The organism is Polaribacter sp., from assembly GCF_049276715.1.
In the GTDB taxonomy this organism is placed as follows: Bacteria; Bacteroidota; Bacteroidia; order Flavobacteriales; family Flavobacteriaceae; genus Polaribacter.
This window is the reverse complement of record NZ_JBASWY010000041.1, coordinates 129,882-144,670: the sequence shown is the minus strand read 5'-3', so window position 1 is coordinate 144,670 and position 14,789 is coordinate 129,882. Positions and strand designations below refer to the sequence as shown.

The following is a 14,789-nucleotide window of genomic DNA, read 5'->3' as shown; positions in this document are numbered from 1 at the left end:
TTTAAAAGCGGATTTTTAAACTTGTTTATTTGGTTTAAGAATTAGAATCTTCTTTTTTCTCATCAACTAAATCTACAGGAATTTCTTTTCCTTTTAAATAATCTGGCAATTGCATACCTGCCATATTAAACATTTCTTGTAATGGTGGTACAGATTTATACATTCCAGAAATAAAGTTCGAAGTTGATGATTTTCCATCTTGTCCTCCTCCATTTTCCCAAACAGTAATTTTATCAATCTTTATGTTTTTAATAGCTTCTGCTTGTGTTTTTACCAATTCTGGTAATTTATCTGCAATTAAAAGTAGCACAGCATCTTTAGAATTGTTACCAGCTGCTTTTACTATTTGATCCAAACCTGCTGCTTGTTTTGTTAAAACTTCATATAAACCTTGTGCTTCTGCTTGCGCTTTAAATAAAATTGCATCAGCTTCACCTTTAGCAATTCTTCTAATATTTTCAGCTCTTGCTTCTGCATCAATTTCAACTTTTCTTTTATCAATTTCTGCAGGAACAATAATATCTGCTAATTGAGAAGAACGTTCTCTTTCTGCTCTTGCTGTTTCTGCCTCTTGTTCTGCTGCATACGATTCTTTTAAAGCATTTGCAGTTTGTACTTTTTCTGCTGCAATTGCTGTGCGTTCTGCTTCTGCTTCTCTTTGTCTTCTTAAAGAATCAGAATTTGCTACTGCAATTTTTGCAGTATTTTCTCCTTCTACAGCTTTTGCATTTGCTGCAGCAACCTGCGTTCTTTCATCTTGCACAGCGTTTGCTTCTCCAATAGAACCATCTCTGTTTTTTTCTGCAACCGATTTTCTTGCAGCATTTATTGCATGGGCAGCTGCTTCTTTACCTAAAGCTTGTATGTAGCCAGATTCATCAACAATATCTGTAATATTTACGTTGATTAACTTTAAACCTACTTTCTTTAATTCCGATTCTACAGACTGAGAAATATTGGTTAAAAATTTATCTCTATCAGAGTTAATTTCTTCAATATCCATAGATGCAACCACCAAACGCAATTGACCAAAAATAATTTCTTGCGCCAATTCTTGTATATCTCCTTGCGCTAAGCCTAGCAAACGCTCGGCTGCATTTTGCATAATTCCAGGTTCTGTAGAAACTCCAATTGTAAATCTACTTGGAACATTTACCCTAATATTTTGTTTAGAAAGAGCATTCACCAAATTTACTTCTATAGAGATTGGTGTTAAATCTAAAAATTGATAATCTTGAATTACAGGAAAAATAAAAGCAGCTCCACCATGAATACATTTCGCAGATTGTCCTCCACTAACTTTTCCATAGACTACTAAAATTCTGTCTGAAGGACATCTTTTGTAACGTTTTGTCATTGCAACCAATAATATGAATATAAATAGAATGGCAACTCCAATTCCTATTAATCCAGCAAATGGTGAACTTTGTAAAATAAATGTGTTTAGCATAGTAATTTTGTTTTTTGTTGATTTTCGATAGTATTTCTATTTTGAGGTTCTATTATTAGCACTCCATTATTTGTAACCCCAGTAACAATAATGATATTTCCTTGTTTTAAATCGTAATGATGATCTGTAATTGCCTCCAATTCTCTTAAACTACCTTGAACTTTAATTTGAACCTTTCCCATTCTAGATCTATTTGCACCCACTGATAAATAGACTTCGCCTACAGATAATAATGCGTTTTCTATTTTTAAAGTTCCACTTGATGTTAATTTACTTACATAATAAAAAAGTGCAGCCATTATAAACATCATTAGTAAACCACAAAAAAGTGAAATAATAATGGTTGTTGAGGTTGAATTTCCTGCATCTATACTTGCAATTCCACTCCAACCAAAAATGGTAAAAAAAGCGATTAAATTTTTTAATGTAAAAAACTGAAAGCCAGCTCCAGAATCTGCATCTATTTCTGCATCTACATCTCCTACATCATCTGCATCTGCGCCAACTATTGTACTTATTAAAACAATTAAAAATAGGAACGTAGATATAATTGCAACTATCCAATATATTCTTAAAAAAGGACTCAAATCGTTAAACCATTCTATCATAGCATAATTTTTAAAAGTATATAAATATAAATATTTTTGACTTTATAAAGTGATTTATTTGGTCAATAAAACAGAAACTGCATTTCCTCCAAACCCAACAGCATTAATTAAAATATTCTTAATTTTCTTTGGATGAATTTGCTTTTCTGCAAAAGGAACCTCCACTACTTTTTGATGTTGTAATATTAAAACTGCCAATTCTAAACTTAACAATCCTGATGCTCCAAAAGTATGACCGAGTTTCCATTTATTAGTAGTTAAAAAAGGTACTTTGTTACAAAATATTTTAGAAATCGCATTAAATTCTGATTGATCTCCCAGAATTGTTCCTGGAGCATGCATTACAATTACATCAATTTCATTGGGCGAAATAGTACCTAAAGCCATTTTCATCGATTTTTGAAAACAAGTTGCATCTGTAGAAATTGATGTATTGTGTTCTAAAACTTCTGTAGCAAAACCAATTCCTGACACTATCGCAATTGAATTTTCTACAATTCCTTTTTCTAAACAAATGGCAGCAGCACCTTCACCTAAAACCATGGTGTTTTGTTTCTTTTTTAAATCGAAAGATTTACAAGGGTAAGATTCTTCGACAAGCTCAGAATGACATTTGGAATCATAATTAGAATAAACTTTTAATGCTTGCATTTGTGCAATTGTAAAGTCTGTTAAAGCAGCTTCACTGCCACCCACTAAAAATTTTTCTGACATTCCTGAGTTAATCCAAGCAATTCCATTTAATAAAGAATGTAAAGCTGTAGAACAAGTTATTGAATGCGATATTTCTGGTCCAGATGTTTGTAAATCGTGAGCAACCCAAGAAGAAATGTTGCCTAAAGTTGTAGTTGGCGAACTTAAAGTTGATGATTTTTGTGTTTCTAAAAATTCTTGATGATATTTTTCAAACAAAGCTGTTGCACCTCTTGAAGACCCAAAATTGACTCCGAAATTTTTTTCTTTATTCCAATTTGCATTTTTTTTGGCTTCTCTAGACACATAAATGGCAAATAAAACAGAGTCATCTAAATTTTTATATTTTGAATCTGATTTTTTTAAATTTTCTATTTTTTGTTGATTTTCTTCTGAAAGTTGACCAACAAAAACTTGTTTCCCATTTGCTTCCTTTTCTGACAAAAAATGTTGGTTTAGCAAATAATTTTCCCAAATTTCTTTTGGATTACTTCCTAATGCAGAAATTGAGGCTATGGATGTTATTGAAATTGATTGAATCATTAATTGTTTTCATGCACAAGACCTGAAAGATTTTAAAAATCTGTGAGGTCTGAATGAGTTTAAATTTACTACAAAAATAGTGTTTCTAAAAATGTTAACCACATAGTTGAATAGAAAACATAGCTTTTAAAAATGCTAAATGCGTTAAGGATTGAAGCATTGTTGGAGCTCATTTTTGTTTTTTTTCTAAACAATAATAGCGACTGCTGAAAGCCTGACGTTTTTTTATTTAAAAAGTTTTTTTTTCGAAACTTTTTAAATAAAAAAAAGGAACGCCCTAAACAATCTCCAAACTTTCTTCAATGGTTTTATATACTTTTTGCAATTCTTTTTTTGTGATTACATAAGGAACTTGAATGTAAATGGTGTTTCCTAAAGGACGCAAAAAAACGCCTCTTTCCATAAAAAAAGTCAATAATTTATCTCGTAAACTTCCATAACGTGCCATTTTTGTGTCTAAATCTAAAGCAAAAATAACACCTTGAGAACGTGCCGTTTTTACTTTTGGATGTTTGCGAATTCTTTCTTGAAATACTTTGTGAGAAGCTGAAATTGCTGCAATATTTTGCTGAATTTCATTAGTTTGCAAAAGTTCAATTGCAGCATTTGCAGCTGCACACGCAATTGGATTTGCAGAATAGGTATGACAATGAAAAAAGCCTTTTGCCATTTCGTTACTTAAAAAAGCTTCGTAAATTTTTTCTGTACAAGATGTAATTGCCAAAGGAACTAAACCACCTGTTAAAGCCTTGCTCAAACAAATAATATCGGGTTTTGTTTCGATAAAATCGGATGCAAAATTAGGACCTGTTTTGCCAAAACCTGTCATTACTTCATCTGCAATTGTTAAGATATTTTGTTCTTTGAAAAATTTTAAAATTTCATTTAAACCATTCGCATCATGAATTTTCATTCCTGCTGCACCTTGAATAATAGGTTCGTAAATAAAACCAGCAACCTTATTTTGTGAAACAATTTTATCTAATTCTGCTAAAATTTCTTGATGATTTTTTCCATTTGGAGTTGGAATTCTTTTTACATCCATTAAAAAATCTTCAAAAGGACCATTGTAAACAGACAAGCCTGAAACTGACATGGCTCCAAAAGTATCTCCATGAAATCCATTTTCTAAGGCTATAAAAGTGTCACGCTTTTCATCAATATTAAAATAATATTGCAATGCCATTTTAATTCCAGCTTCTACAGCAGTTGAACCATTGTCGTTAAAAAAAATTCGATTCTGGTTTTTTGGTAGAATTTTAATTAAATTTTCTGATAATTTTATAGCAGGTTCATGCGTAAAATCACTGAACATGACCTGATCTAATTGTTGCATTTGATTGTAAACACGACTGGTTATATATTCATTACAATGACCAAACATACACGTGTACCAAGACGAAATGGCATCTATATATTCGTTACCATTTTCGTCTGTTAAAATGCAACCTTTTGCTTTTACAATGGCCAAACTTTCAGGGTGCGTTTGATGCTGTTTTAAAGGGTGCCAAAGGTGTTTTTTATCTCTTTCTTGTAATGTCATTCCAAAAAAATATTGCTATAAACTTCTCTGTAAAGGTATATAAAAATACCTATTTTTGTAGTGATGAATTTACCAAAGAAGTTAACAAATAAATTAAAATTGCGTGATGAAAGTAATTCTTTACGCTCTTTAAAAATGCCTTCTGATTTGGTTGATTTTTCTTCAAACGATTATTTAAGCTTTGCAAAATCTGAAGGTATTTTTGACAAAACGCATCAATTTTTAGTTGATAAAAACAGCAAACAAAATGGTGCAACAGGCAGTAGATTATTATCTGGGAATCATCAACTTTATAATGTTGTTGAGCGTTTTTTGAGTGATTTTCATCAAACTGAATCTGCTACTATTTTTAATTCTGGCTATGATGCCAATATTGGGTTTTTCTCTGCTGTTCCACAAAGAAGTGATGTTATTTTATATGACGAATTTATTCACGCTTCAATAAGAGATGGCATTCAATTAAGCAATGCTAAATCTTTTAAGTTTTTGCATAATGATTTGGTGGATTTAGAAAGTAGATTGCTTCACTTTGTTCGCAATGACGATTCTGAAGTTTATGTGGTTACAGAATCTGTTTTTTCTATGGATGGAGATTCACCTGATTTAGTGACGATGTCACAGATAATTAAAAAAAATAACGCTTTTTTAATTGTTGATGAAGCGCATGCAGTTGGAGTTTTTAGCGAAGGTTTAGTTCAAAAACTCAACTTACAGCATGCTGTTTTTGCAAGAATAATTACCTTTGGAAAAGCATTTGGTTGTCATGGAGCAGCCATTTTAGGAAGCAAAGATTTACAAACATACTTAGTGAATTTCGCAAGAAGTTTTATTTATACAACTGGTTTATCTCCTCATTCTTTGGCAACTATTAGAATTGCGTATAATGAGTTGCAAAGTAATCATCAACATCAAAAAAAATTAACGGAAAATATTCATCATTTTTTAGAGGAAGTAAAAAGACTACAATTAAACTTTATACCTAGTTGTTCTGCTATTCATTGTTGTGTTATTTCTGGTAATGAAAACGTGAAATTGATCTCTAAAAAATTAGAAGAAAATGGTTTTGAGGTAAAAGCTATTTTATCACCTACAGTTCCAGAAAACAAAGAACGTTTGCGTTTTTGCTTGCATAGTTATAATTCTAAAGAAGAAATTAGTAAAGTACTGACTTTATTGCATCACTCTAAACTTGTTTCAGAGTCGCATAATTCAAAAAGATGAAAAGGAGTTTTACATACATACTAACAAATAAATACAGAACTACTTTTTACATTGGAGTAACAGCAGACTTATCTAAAAGATTATATGAACATTATGATGAAACTGCTTCTATTTTTACTAAAAAATATAATGTAAAAGATTTAATTTATTTTGAAGAGTTTACTGATATCAATCAGGCAATTGCTAGAGAAAAACAACTAAAGAATTGGCATAAGGAATGGAAACTGAATTTAATTAGAGAAGTAAATCCAACTTTAAAAACATTAGATTATTAATCGAGTGTGATGCTGAAACAAGTTCAGCATGACGAAACAGAATTTTAAAATGAAAAAATACTTCATCACAGGAATTTCTACAGAAGTTGGTAAAACTGTGGTTGCTGCAATTGTTACTGAAGCTCTAGAAGCAGATTATTGGAAACCTATACAAGCAGGAGATTTAGACAATTCTGACACACATAAAGTAGAACGATTTATATCAAATACAAAATCGGTTTTTCATCAAAATGCGTATGCTTTAAAAACACCTATGAGTCCACATGCAGCAGCTGAAATAGATGGAATTACCATTGATTTAAAACAAATTACAGTACCAAAAACCGACAATCATTTAGTAATAGAAGGTGCAGGAGGTTTGTTAGTTCCATTAAATGATACAGATACTATTTTAGATTTAATTCAGCCCGATTACAAAGTTATTGTGGTTTCACGTCATTATTTAGGGAGCATCAATCATACTTTATTAACCATTAATTTATTAAAAGAAAAAGGTTTTAATATTTCTATTATTTTTTCTGGTAATGAGCATAAAAGCTCAGAAAGTATCATTAAAAAAATGACGAATGTAAATGTGATTGGTAGAGTTGATGAAGAACCTTATTTTGATGCAAACGTGATTAAAGAATATGCAGCTAAATTTAAAGATAAGTTGTAATTTATTACCAATGAAAGCCTGAAGCAAGCTTACTTTTTTTACTTTAAAAAGCAATAAGGTAATGGAGCTATTTTACTGGACGTAAGAATTTCAGTTTTTAAATTAAGTTTTATACTAAATCAAAAACATTTAGAAATCAGAAACTAAAACTTCTATTTTTTTTACTAAATCTTTAAATTATTATTAAATTTTAATAATTAATTATTGTTTATCAATAATTTTTATATATTTGCATTGTCAAATAGTAAAAATCATATCTAATGAAAACAGAAAAAATATTAAAATTTATGCACATTCTTTCTTGGATTGCCTTTATTGGTTTGTGTATAAAAACTGGAGCTGTATTAATATCCTATATGGTTAGTATTGGAAATCCTGAAGCTGCAAAAAATTTATATTTGGGTTTAGATTTATCTGAATATTACAACTACAGTTTTAGACAGTACACTTTTATTGTAAGCTATAAAGTTGCTTTGTTTGCAACTGAAGCCTACATTGCTTATTTAGTAACTAAATTGCTAAGTACTTTAAACTTAGAACAACCTTTTAATTCGAAGGTTCAAAAATTAATGCAAAGTATAAGTTATAGCATTTTTAATTTATGGATTCTTGCTTTAGTTCATAATGCTCATGTTAAATTTATTGCGAAAAAAAATTATTTTTCTATGGATTTATTTTCTAGCGATTTTATCTTTTTAGCTGGAGTAATTTTCATTTTTACACAGATTGTAAAAAGAGGTATTGAAATTCAAACAGAAAATGATTTAACTATATAATTATGAAAAAAATTAATATTTTAAAAGCAATAGTAGATTTACTCTGGATTTTTTCTATGCCATTAGTATTATTAATCGTTGGCTTCTCTATTGCAATTTTCTTTGTTGATTTAAGTGAATTAAATATCAAAATAAATTCTGTAAATTTTAGTAATGATTCACTAATATCAAAACTATTACTTCTTATTTCCACATTAAATTATTTATTAATACTTGCTGCTTTGTATTTTTTTAGAAAAGTCTTAAACTACTTCGTAAGAATAAAAATATTTGAAGAAACAGTTATAACATCATTTAAAATAATAGGGAATTTACTAATAATTTCAGGGATTATTTCACTCATTATTTCTATGGTTGGTAAAGTTTATTTTGAGCAAAAAATATCATTAGAGTTGGGCTTGAATCAACATATAGTGATTATATGTTTGGGGTTATTTTTTATAATTTTAAGTGAAATATTTAAAATTTCGAAACATCAAAAACAAGAAAACGATTTAACAATATAATATGGCAATCATAGTAAATTTAGACGTAATGCTTGCCAAACGCAAAATGCAGAGTAAAGAATTGGCAGAAATAATTAACATTACCACAGCAAATTTATCCATCTTAAAATCTGGTAAAGCAAAGGCTATCCGTTTTTCTACTTTAGAATTAATTTGTGAAGCATTAGATTGTCAGCCAGCTGATATTTTGGAATATCAAAAAGATTAAAACTAAAAACTCCGAATTAAAATTCGGAGTTTTACTTTTATAATAGTTTATATAATTTGTCAACCTCACCTTCATAAGAGTGATAAATTCCTTCCCTTTGGGAAGGCTAGGATGGGCTTTTCTCTTTAATTCTTTGGTTCATCCATATTCATAAAAAGAAAATCTACATCTGTAACTTCTTCACCTAATAAATATTTACTAAAATGATCTGCTCTTAACCAAAAAGAATATTCAGTCATGCTTCCAAAACCATGTCTTTGTCCTGGCATTGTCATAAATTTAAAACGTTTGTGTGCTTTAATTAGTTCGTTTGCCATTCTAATTGTTCCTGCAGGATGCACGTTATTATCCATATCTCCATGAATCAACATTAAATGTCCTTTTAGGTTTTTTGCCAAAGATTGATTGTCATCAATTTTATAAACATGAGAAATTTTACCTTTTTCATCAATTTCTTCTTTTACTCCATGATGTGTTTCACTCCACCATGAATTGTACACATTATTATCATGATTTCCTGCTGATGAAACTGCGGCTTTAAAGAAATCTGGATACACTAACATTGCAGCTGTAGACATAAATCCACCTCCTGAATGTCCGTAAATTCCTACTTTTTCAATATCTATAAATTTGTGTTTGTTTGCCAATTGTTGAGCAACATATTTTTTATCAGCCAAACCATAATCACGTAAATTACCATAACCATAATTGTGATACCATTTAGATCTGTCTGGATGTCCTCCTCTGTTTCCAAGGGTAATCACCACAAAACCAACTTGAGCCATTCTGTCTAAACGATCCATTCTGTAAGAAAAAGATTTGTTAACAGCCTCAGTTTGTGGACCAGGATAAACGTATTCTAAAAGTGGATATACTTTTGTAGAATCCATGTCAAAAGGCTTGTACATCACTCCATAAATATCTGTAATACCATCATCTGCTTTTACTTTAAACGTTTCTGGAAATTTATAACCTGAAGCAAATAATTGAGATAAATCTGCAATTTCTAAATCCATTACTTTCTTTCCATTTACATCTCTTAACTCAGATTTAGGCACTGTATTTACACGCGAATAATTACTTACAAAATATTTATTAGAATCTGACATGCTTGTACTTACAGTAAAATCTCCAACATCTAAAGTTTGAATTCCACTGCCATTTAAGTTGATTTTATGGGTATGTAAATAATAAGGATCTTGTTTTTTATCAACTCCATTTGCAGTAAAATATAAAGTTCTACTTTTTTCATCTAAACCTGCAAAATCATCTACATGATAATCGCCTTCTGTGACTTGGTTTTTTAAATTCCCATTTGCATCATACAAATAAAAATGTGCCCAACCATCTCTTTCTGCCCAATGCAACATTTCTGTTTCGTCGTTAAATAAAACCAAAGGTCTAGATTCTATATAGGTATTAAAACGCTCTTCAATTAAGGTTTTATATTCACCAGTATTGATGTCTGCAACATTGATATCGTATTTTTTACGGTCTCTAGAAATGACACTAAAATATATTTTCCCTTTTTTCGATAATAATAAAGAAGGTGTAAAATCATCATCTCTATCAGATTGTTTTCTTGGTGCTCTAAAAACATCGATACTTTGCTGACGAGCAGTATCTAATGGAATCTTAATATGAGTTTTTGTAGGAATATCAAAAATTAACAATTCCGATTTGTAATATTCTTGTTCTCCTGGCATATGGTATTTATAGGTCTCTAAAGTTGGTCTTTTCTTTTCTGTAGAATTTATTACCCATAAATCTTTAATATGCCTAGAATCCGATTTTTCAAACACAAACTTTTTAGAATCATGAGACCAAGTTCCCCAAACTCCTTTTCTATCATCTTTCTTTTTTTCTACATCTTCATTGTCATCTCCTCTTCCACCCCATGTATATCCGTAATTTTCTTCTCCATCTTTGGTCCATTGGTTTTCTACAACTGTCGAATCTTTTTCATCTTTAATAAACTTTTTAAAGTTTATTTTATCCATCCAATAAAGGTTATGATTTTTACCATACAAAACAATAGAACTGTCTGGAGCTACATTCGCCCATTTTTCCCAAGGTTTTTTTTCTTCTTTTTTTGTATTGATGATTGTTAAGCCATTTCCACCTAATCTATATTCTAAATAGTAGGTCTTCTTTTCCATTTTTGGCTTTTTCTTTTTTCCTTTTTTGGTGGCTGTAGAATCTTTCTTTACTTTATTATCCTCATCTTTTTTATCATCATCTTCAGCTTCCACTTCTTCACTTGATGTTACTCTAAAACGAAATGCATTTTCGGCTTCGTTAAATTTAATATCAAATTGTGGTAAATGTTGAGCATCATAAGGATCTTTAGTGATTTGGGTTAGCCATTTTGCCATTTTAACATTATCAAAAAGTAGCTTTTTAGATTTTGAATCTGCATCTACAATATAATGATTTGATCCTTCTGAAGTTTTATACGCATACCAAAAACGGTTTCCTTTTTTAAGCCAATGTGGACTTACATCTGTTGAATGCACCATTTTGGCCAAGTTTGTTGGAGAATATTTTGCTGCTGCTCTATAATTGGGTTTTGGTGTTTCTTGTGCCTTTAAAGTTATTACTGATAGTAAAAACAAAAAAAATAAGATGTTATTTTTCATTTGAATAAGTTTGTTTAGGTTGTATAAAATTTTAAAGTTCTTTTAATTGGATTGCTAATGCAAATTTTTAAGGAATATTTGTATAAATTTTAACAGTCGGAAAATGACTGTTTTTTCCTAAAAACGCTCCTTTTTAAAAAGGAATTTTATTTTTAAAAACAAAAATTGAAAAATTCTATAAATCATTTGATTGTACTTAAAGTTGAATAAGCTGTCCACTAAAACATCAGTACTAAAATTATTATGAAAAAATTGCACTCTATTTTCAACTTGTTTATCAGAATATTTGCTATACATTCTTCTGCTAGATATTTCACTTAATTTCCATTTAAATAATTTTCTTCCACGCCATTTTTTTCTGTAATCATCAAAATTAGTAGTTCCTTTTACCAAGTATTCATTTATATATTTACAAGCTAAATCTGCACTTTGCATTGCATATCTAATTCCTTCTCCACCTCTTGGATTGATAGCTGAAACAGCATCACCCACAGCAAAAACTTTGTTTTTATAAAAAATATCTTTTAAACCAACTGAATATCTTACAACACCACCATGAACATCTAAAAGTCTATATTCTTTAGGCTGTATGTATTCTTCAATTATTTGTTCTGTTATTTTTTTAGTTGTTTTATCTGTATTTTCTTGATTGTTAGATTTTAAATGTGTTTTTCCAGCACCTACTTTTAAAATTTTATTTTCCATAGGAAAAATCCAAGAATATCCTTTTATTGCCCATTTGTGACCCAAGAAAAAGACTAATTTTTCCTTAAATTTATCGTATGTTTCTTGATCTATTTCAATTAAATATTCAGTTCCACTTCCTAAATCCATTTTAGGCTGCGCCTCTTTAGAATCGTACATTACTTTACGTAAAGGACCAGTTGCATCAACCAATAACTTTGTTTTTAAAGTTTTAGTTTTAGAGGTGTTACTATCTAAAAGATCTATAAAAACACCATTTTCAGTTACTTCTTTTTTAATGTATTTATGACCCAAATAAACTTCTCCATTATTTTTAAGAGTTTCTTCTCCTAAAAACTCTCGAAGTTTTCCGAAATCTAAAACTACACCTTTATTACCATCACCTAACCAATCATATGCTTTTTCTGTACATTGAATAGTAATATCTTTCCAATAAGATCCTATTATAGATTCTGGCAAATTAAATTCAGATAATGGCGCTAATGTCATACCAGCACTGGAAAAATTATTATCAAAAAAAGTTTTATTACGATCAACCAAGGCAACCTTATACCCTTTTTTTGATAAATTTCTAGCAACTTGTCCTCCTGCTGGACCACCACCAATTACCACAACATCATACTCTTTCATTTCCTCTTTTTTCTAATTCAAATTACGTTTTTCTATAAAAAACTTTTTTAAAATCTGTGAACATTCGTTTTCTAGAATTCCACCAATCACTTTTGTTTTAGGATGCAAAGTTGTTTTTAAATTCATAAATCCTCTTTCTGGCTCAGAAGCTCCAAACACAATTTTATCAATTTGAGTCCAATAGCTGGCACCAGCGCACATTTGACAAGGCTCTAAGGTAACATATAAAACACAATCTTTTAAATATTTTCCACCCAAAAAATCAGCTGCTGCAGTAAAAGCTTGCATTTCTGCATGCGCAGTTACATCATTTAAAGTTTCTGTTAAATTGTGCCCTCTTGCAATAATTTGATTGTTTAAAACAATAACAGCTCCCACAGGAATTTCCCCTTTAGTAAAAGCAGTTTCGGCTTCTTGCAGGGCTTTTTTCATAAAATAAACATCATCAAAAGGTTGTATCATCTTTTAAAAAATAAGTTTTCAATATTACAAAACTTAAATTGTATTTTTGCAAAGTGATGAAAAATTTGTTAGACAACATATTAAATCCTGAAGATTTAAGAAAATTAAATCCTGAGCAATTGCCTCAATTAGCAAAAGAATTGAGAGAATTTATTATTGATATTGTTGCCACAAAAGAAGGACATTTAGGCGCTAGTTTGGGGGTTGTAGAACTGACAATAGCTTTGCATTATTTGTTTGATACTCCAAACGATTTATTGGTTTGGGATGTTGGGCATCAAGCTTATGGCCATAAAATTTTAACAGGTAGAAAATACGTCTTTCATACCAACAGACAATTTGGAGGTATAGCTGGTTTTCCAACAAGAAAAGAAAGTAATTTTGATGCTTTTGGGGTTGGACACTCATCAACTTCTATTTCTGCAGCCTTAGGAATGGCAATTGCATCGAATTTAAAAGGTGAAATAGAAAAACATCATATTGCAGTTATTGGTGATGCTTCTATTGCAAGTGGAATGGCTTTTGAAGCACTGAATCATGCAGGTGTTTCTGATGCTAATTTACTAATCATTTTAAATGATAATGCTATTGGAATAGACCCTTCTGTAGGTGCAGTAAAAGAATATTTAACAAAGGTTAAAAGTGATAAAAAACTTGCGGCTCAAAACAATATCATAAAAGCATTAAACTTCAATTATTCAGGCCCAATTGATGGTCATAATTTACCAAAATTATTAACAGAATTAGAACGATTAAAAAGCATAAAAGGTCCTAAATTTTTACATGTCATTACTACAAAAGGTAAAGGTTTGCAAAAAGCAGAAGAGGACCAAATTACCTATCATGCTCCTGGAAAATTCGATAAAATTTCTGGAGAAAGAATACAAAAAGAAGCAAATTTATCGACAAAATATCAAGATGTTTTTGGAAAAACATTAGTTGAATTAGCAACAAAAAATGAGAAAATTGTAGCAATTACGCCTGCCATGTTAACTGGAAGTTCTTTAAATTTGATGATGCAAAAGTTTCCACAAAGAACTTTTGATGTGGGTATTGCAGAACAACATGCTGTAACTTTAGCAGCTGGGATGGCTACCCAAGGTTTAGTAGCTTTCTGTAATATTTATTCTACTTTTTTACAACGTGCTTACGACCAAGTAATTCATGATGTTGCTTTGCAAAATTTACCCGTAATTTTCTGCTTAGATAGAGCAGGTTTAGTTGGCGAAGATGGTGCTACACATCATGGAGTTTTTGATATTGCTTTTTTAAGATGCATACCTAACATCATTATTTTTGCACCAAGAAATGAAATTGAATTACGCAACATATTATACACTGCACAATTAGGATTAAAAAACCCAATTGCAATTCGCTATCCAAGAGGTTTTGGAACTATTATAAATTGGCAAAAACCTTTTGAAAGAATAGAATTAGGAAAAGGTGTTTGTCTCAAAGAGGGAGAAAGGATCGCAATTTTATCACTAGTTACTATTTGCAAAAATGTAGAAGACGCGTTAGAAATAATTAATGAAAAAGGGAACTCTTTTGCTCATTTTGATATGCGTTTTGTAAAACCTTTAGATGCAAAATTATTGCATAAAATTTTTGACAAATATAAAACCATATTTACGATTGAAGATGGTGTGATTTCTGGAGGATTTGGTTCTGCAATTTTAGAATTTGCAGCAGAAAATGGCTACCACAACTCCATAAAAATCCTAGGTATTTCAGATAAATTTGTTGAGCATGGTTCTGTAGATAGATTGCAACTCAAAAAAGGTTTAGACCCCAGAATTTTAGCTGAAATTTTTTCCAAAATTTAGCAATAAAAAAAGACGCATTGCTGCGTCTTTTTTATTTGATTAAAGG

The 14,789-nt window shown here is 30.2% G+C and carries 14 protein-coding genes; 7 read left to right on the top strand and 7 right to left on the bottom strand.

Annotation, left to right across the window (positions count from 1 at the left end):
- Positions 1-34 precede the first annotated feature (34 nt).
- From WAO74_RS10450 to bioA, 4 genes are all read right to left on the bottom strand, one after another.
- Positions 35-1,450 (bottom strand): flotillin family protein, encoded by a 1,416-nt coding sequence (locus WAO74_RS10450; RefSeq protein ID WP_422161894.1) that lies wholly within the window; start codon positions 1,448-1,450, stop codon positions 35-37.
- Positions 1,444-2,058 (bottom strand): hypothetical protein, encoded by a 615-nt coding sequence (locus WAO74_RS10445; protein ID WP_422161893.1) that lies wholly within the window; start codon positions 2,056-2,058, stop codon positions 1,444-1,446. The genes WAO74_RS10450 and WAO74_RS10445 overlap by 7 nt, the downstream gene beginning before the upstream one ends.
- A 54-nt stretch (positions 2,059-2,112) precedes the next feature.
- Positions 2,113-3,294: a beta-ketoacyl synthase N-terminal-like domain-containing protein gene (locus WAO74_RS10440; RefSeq protein WP_422161892.1), complete on the bottom strand. Its 1,182-nt coding sequence runs from the start codon at positions 3,292-3,294 to the stop codon at positions 2,113-2,115.
- Between the two features lie 277 nt (positions 3,295-3,571).
- Positions 3,572-4,837 (bottom strand): adenosylmethionine--8-amino-7-oxononanoate transaminase, encoded by a 1,266-nt coding sequence (gene bioA, locus WAO74_RS10435; RefSeq protein WP_422161890.1) that lies wholly within the window; start codon positions 4,835-4,837, stop codon positions 3,572-3,574.
- A 63-nt stretch (positions 4,838-4,900) separates the two neighbouring features.
- On the opposite strand from bioA, the gene WAO74_RS10430 reads away from it, so the two are divergent.
- The 6 genes from WAO74_RS10430 (at position 4,901) to WAO74_RS10405 (ending at position 8,481) form a co-directional block, all read left to right on the top strand.
- A complete protein-coding gene (locus tag WAO74_RS10430; RefSeq protein ID WP_422162046.1) occupies positions 4,901-6,058 on the top strand; it encodes an aminotransferase class I/II-fold pyridoxal phosphate-dependent enzyme in 1,158 nt (385 codons plus the stop codon).
- On the top strand, positions 6,055-6,333 hold the full coding sequence (locus WAO74_RS10425; RefSeq protein ID WP_422161889.1) for a GIY-YIG nuclease family protein: 279 nt from the start codon (positions 6,055-6,057) through the stop codon (positions 6,331-6,333). The genes WAO74_RS10430 and WAO74_RS10425 overlap by 4 nt, the downstream gene beginning before the upstream one ends.
- A 49-nt stretch (positions 6,334-6,382) precedes the next feature.
- Positions 6,383-6,991, top strand: coding sequence for a dethiobiotin synthase (bioD, locus tag WAO74_RS10420; protein WP_422161888.1), 609 nt, complete (start codon positions 6,383-6,385; stop codon positions 6,989-6,991).
- A gap of 260 nt (positions 6,992-7,251) precedes the next feature.
- A complete protein-coding gene (locus tag WAO74_RS10415; RefSeq protein WP_422161885.1) occupies positions 7,252-7,767 on the top strand; it encodes a DUF2975 domain-containing protein in 516 nt (171 codons plus the stop codon).
- 2 nt (positions 7,768-7,769) lie between these two features.
- Entirely contained in the window at positions 7,770-8,273 is a 504-nt protein-coding gene (locus WAO74_RS10410) for a DUF2975 domain-containing protein (protein ID WP_422161883.1), read from the top strand.
- Between the two features lies 1 nt (position 8,274).
- Positions 8,275-8,481, top strand: coding sequence for a helix-turn-helix domain-containing protein (locus WAO74_RS10405; RefSeq protein ID WP_422161881.1), 207 nt, complete (start codon positions 8,275-8,277; stop codon positions 8,479-8,481).
- 125 nt (positions 8,482-8,606) lie between these two features.
- Here WAO74_RS10405 and WAO74_RS10400 read toward each other — a convergent pair whose 3' ends face one another.
- The 3 genes from WAO74_RS10400 to WAO74_RS10390 all read right to left on the bottom strand — a co-directional run bounded on the left by WAO74_RS10400 (position 8,607) and on the right by WAO74_RS10390 (position 12,917).
- Complete coding sequence (locus WAO74_RS10400; protein WP_422161879.1) at positions 8,607-11,120, bottom strand: prolyl oligopeptidase family serine peptidase; 2,514 nt, start codon at positions 11,118-11,120, stop codon at positions 8,607-8,609.
- Between the two features lie 117 nt (positions 11,121-11,237).
- A complete protein-coding gene (locus WAO74_RS10395; protein WP_422161877.1) occupies positions 11,238-12,455 on the bottom strand; it encodes an NAD(P)/FAD-dependent oxidoreductase in 1,218 nt (405 codons plus the stop codon).
- Between the two features lie 12 nt (positions 12,456-12,467).
- On the bottom strand, positions 12,468-12,917 hold the full coding sequence (locus tag WAO74_RS10390) for a nucleoside deaminase (protein WP_422161875.1): 450 nt from the start codon (positions 12,915-12,917) through the stop codon (positions 12,468-12,470).
- A gap of 56 nt (positions 12,918-12,973) precedes the next feature.
- Between WAO74_RS10390 and dxs the strand changes: the two genes are divergently transcribed.
- Positions 12,974-14,743 (top strand): 1-deoxy-D-xylulose-5-phosphate synthase, encoded by a 1,770-nt coding sequence (gene dxs, locus WAO74_RS10385; protein ID WP_422161874.1) that lies wholly within the window; start codon positions 12,974-12,976, stop codon positions 14,741-14,743.
- Positions 14,744-14,789: the final 46 nt, after the last annotated feature.